The sequence below is a fragment of the Halorubrum tibetense genome, from assembly GCF_042661865.1.
Lineage (GTDB): Archaea > Halobacteriota > Halobacteria > Halobacteriales > Haloferacaceae > Halorubrum > Halorubrum tibetense.
This window is the reverse complement of sequence record NZ_JBHSWW010000294.1, coordinates 1-2,932: the sequence shown is the minus strand read 5'-3', so window position 1 is coordinate 2,932 and position 2,932 is coordinate 1. Positions and strand designations below refer to the sequence as shown.

Sequence of the window (2,932 nt, the reverse complement as noted above, 5' to 3'; positions counted from 1 at the left end):
TCGGCATCGCCGATGCGGTCGACGGCCGCGGTCGCGGCGAGCACTCGGGAGAGATAGCCCGCGACGGCGATGAACGGAAGCAGCGGGAGCCACACCGCGAGGAGGTGGCAGCCGCCGCCGACGAGGACGGCGTCGACCCGCGGGGAGCCGGTGAACGGGTACCGGAGCAGCGCCCGTATCACGGGCGGATCACCGTTCGAACACCGCAGAACGGGTATCGGTGGAGGTTCGGCTCACCCACGGTCACTCCCGGATCCGCTCGATCTCGCGTTCGAGGTTCTCGCGGACGCGAGCGGCGACGTCGCCGTTCCGATCAGGGATCTCCGCGTCCTCGGTCTCCAGCAGGCGGTCGAGCCGGCGTTCGAACTCCGCCTCGTCGATGTCGCCGCGGGCGTAGCGCTCGCGGAGGGCGTCGAGGGCGGGGTCACCGGAGCGTTCGCGTCCCGACCGTCCGCCGTCGTCGTCGCCGTCGGGGAGGGGTTTCGCGAGCGTGTGGAGGACGGGGAGGAGGACGAACAGCCCGAGGAACCAGACGAGCGGGAGCGTCCACCAGAGGCCGGTGAGGAACGGGGCGAGCACGCCCGCGCCGACGACGAGCAGCGCGAACACCCGCCGCCAGCGGTGTCGCAGGTTCCAGGCGATACGCCGGAGGAGGCCGGTCATGCCCGACCCGACGCGAGCGAGGCGTGAAAGGGTTTCGTCGTCCCTCCCGGGGAACGAAGGCGGTTTCGGCGGATCGTGGCCTCCCGAACGCGACCCGTCAGGACGGATCGAACCGGAGCTCGTCGCCCGGTTCGACGCCGTGACGATCGCTCCACCCTCGCGGCACTTCGAGGACGTACTGGCCGGTCCCCTCGTAGGTGGTCAGCGGGCGCGACTCGGGCTCGGCCTCGTAGATCCGAGTCACCTCGCCGTCGGGCGCGACGAACAGGATGTCGATCGCGAACGCCATGTTCCGCATCACGTAGGGGTACTCGCCGGGCTCGTCGTGGACGAACAGCATTCCCTCGTCGGCGTCGAGCTCGTCGGTCGCCGAGAGGCCGACGTAGCGTTTGAGCCCGTCGTCGGCGATCCGGGCCTCCACGGTCGCGAGCGACTCCCCCGTGTCGCCGTCGACCGCCGTTACGGTCGTCGTCTCGTAACCGGTGATCAACAGCGCGGGGGCGGTCGTGAAGGTGACGAGCGCGACGCCGCCGACGAGGAGGGCCACGACGGCGAGGGTGAGGAGACGACGGTTCACGGGGGGAGTCGGCGACGCAGAAAGAAATCGTTTTCCGCTCTCGGAGGTAGTTCCGGGTGAGGGCTCGTGGTCTAGCTGGTTATGACGCGGCCTTTACAAGGCTGAGGTCGGCGGTTCGAACCCGCCCGAGCCCATTTCCTGCGGCGAACCGAACGGTGAGCCGCGGGTATGGAGCGGGTTCGAATCAGGGAGCGGGAGCGGGATGAACGTCGCGGGATGGTTATAAGTGAGTGAACGGTGTTTCGTCGGCTATTTATAAACTCTCGCCTGCGGAACGTCGGGGAGAACCGCCGAAGTCCCCAGCCGCCGGCTGCCAGAGGCGTGTAGCGTCCCGGGGCTCACGAGCCGACGGCCCGCTCGCGGTCCGCTCGTACCTTTATAAAGGCACGAGCGGGCGCGCCATCGTCTCACTTATAAGTACACCTCGTCATCGTCGACGCCGATGTAGCTACCGTGTCGTCGTTGACACTCGGAGATCCTCGTGCCGTCACCGATCGAGTGGCGCGCTTCCGCGACCACTGCTTCGGATGGGACCGGATCGACGCGACCGATCGACCGCGGAGTCCCCTTATAAGACGACAGCTGGTCGACCCGGCACCGCCCCACGGGTTAGTTCCCGGTCCACCGGAGGACCGCCAGTGTCCCCTCGAAGAGGACGATCATCGTGAGGGTGACGATGATCGGGGCCATCCCGGTCGGGTCGGGACTGAAGAGGAACGCGATCCCGAGGAACGCCCCCCAGAAGATGAGGCGTTTGTCCTCCAGCCACACCCGGGTGACGAGGTTCATCATGATCGCGAGCATGATGAAAAGCGGGATCTGGAAGACGATCGCCATGAACCCGAGCATGATCACGATCAGGTTGAACGTCTCCGCCAACCCGAACGCGATCGTCGCCGCGTCGGCGGTGTAGGTGGTGAAATACGAGAAGATCGCGGGCAACACGAGGAAGTGCGCGAACGCGACCCCGATCCCGGCGAGGACGAGGCTGGTGGGGACGGCCGCCAGGTAGTAGCGCCGCTCGTTCTCGTAGAGGCCGGGCTTCATGAACCGATACGTCTGGTAGACGAAGGCGGGAAGCCCGACGACGACGCCCGCGATCCCCGCGACCTTCAGTCGCGTGAGCGGGAGCTCGAGGGGGGCGTACAGCCGCGGTCGGTTCTCGCGCGGCGCGGGGATGTGGTAGTCCCAGAAGTAGTTGATGAGCGTCGTCGACTCCGTCACGACGACGAGCGTCGCGAGCCCGCCGAGCAGGAACACGATCGCGAGCCGCCGCATCATCTCCTCGATGTGGGCGGCAAGCGGCATCTCCTCGTCCGTCTCCGGCCCCTCTATCCCGGCGAGTTCCCCATCGTCGACGGTCGCGGTTCCGCCGTCGCCGATACCGTCGTCCTCGTCCGCGTCGTCGTCGGGATCGTCCTCGTCCGTGTCTTCGGCCTCGCTCTCCGTGTCGTCGTCGGGATCGCCTTCAGTACCGTCGTCGGGATCGTCGTCCTCGGCGTCCGCACTCCCCGTGTCGTCTGTGTGGCCGGTGTCGACGCCGCCGTCCCAGTTCGGATCGTGGGGACCGGCCGGTGTCGATTCCGACGCCTCGTCCGCGTCCGCCGACGCCGACTCCGCGCTCGACGCCTCGTCCGCGTCCGCCGACGCCGACTCCGCGGGTCGCTCCGTGTCGTCGTCTCCCGCGGATCC

At 67.9% G+C, this 2,932-nt stretch carries 3 protein-coding genes, 1 tRNA gene and 1 pseudogene; 1 reads left to right on the top strand and 4 read right to left on the bottom strand.

What is annotated here, in order from left to right; translation table 11 throughout:
* The 3 genes and pseudogenes from ACFQEU_RS13935 to ACFQEU_RS13925 all read right to left on the bottom strand — a co-directional run.
* Positions 1–182 (bottom strand): annotated as a pseudogene (locus ACFQEU_RS13935) (hypothetical protein); the annotation flags it as partial.
* A gap of 61 nt (positions 183–243) precedes the next feature.
* Positions 244–663 carry an SHOCT domain-containing protein gene (locus ACFQEU_RS13930; protein ID WP_379783123.1) on the bottom strand — a complete coding sequence of 140 codons (420 nt, stop codon included), beginning with the start codon at positions 661–663 and terminating at the stop codon, positions 244–246.
* A gap of 97 nt (positions 664–760) precedes the next feature.
* The gene (locus ACFQEU_RS13925; protein ID WP_379783122.1) at positions 761–1,240 is read right to left on the bottom strand and encodes a DUF192 domain-containing protein; all 480 of its coding nucleotides are present in this window, start codon (positions 1,238–1,240) and stop codon (positions 761–763) included.
* A gap of 60 nt (positions 1,241–1,300) precedes the next feature.
* On the opposite strand from ACFQEU_RS13925, the gene ACFQEU_RS13920 reads away from it, so the two are divergent.
* A tRNA-Val gene (locus ACFQEU_RS13920) sits at positions 1,301–1,374 on the top strand.
* Positions 1,375–1,849: 475 nt separating this feature from the next.
* On the opposite strand, the gene tatC is transcribed toward ACFQEU_RS13920, so the two are convergent.
* Positions 1,850–2,932 (bottom strand): twin-arginine translocase subunit TatC (gene tatC, locus ACFQEU_RS13915; protein WP_379783120.1); only part of this gene is annotated, 1,083 nt, incomplete at its 5' end.

What these genes read in the sequence shown, in the direction of transcription:
- ACFQEU_RS13930 (WP_379783123.1), bottom strand. Translation starts at nt 663, where the DNA reads ATGACCGGCCTCCTCCGGCGTATCGCCTGGAACCTGCGACACCGCTGG.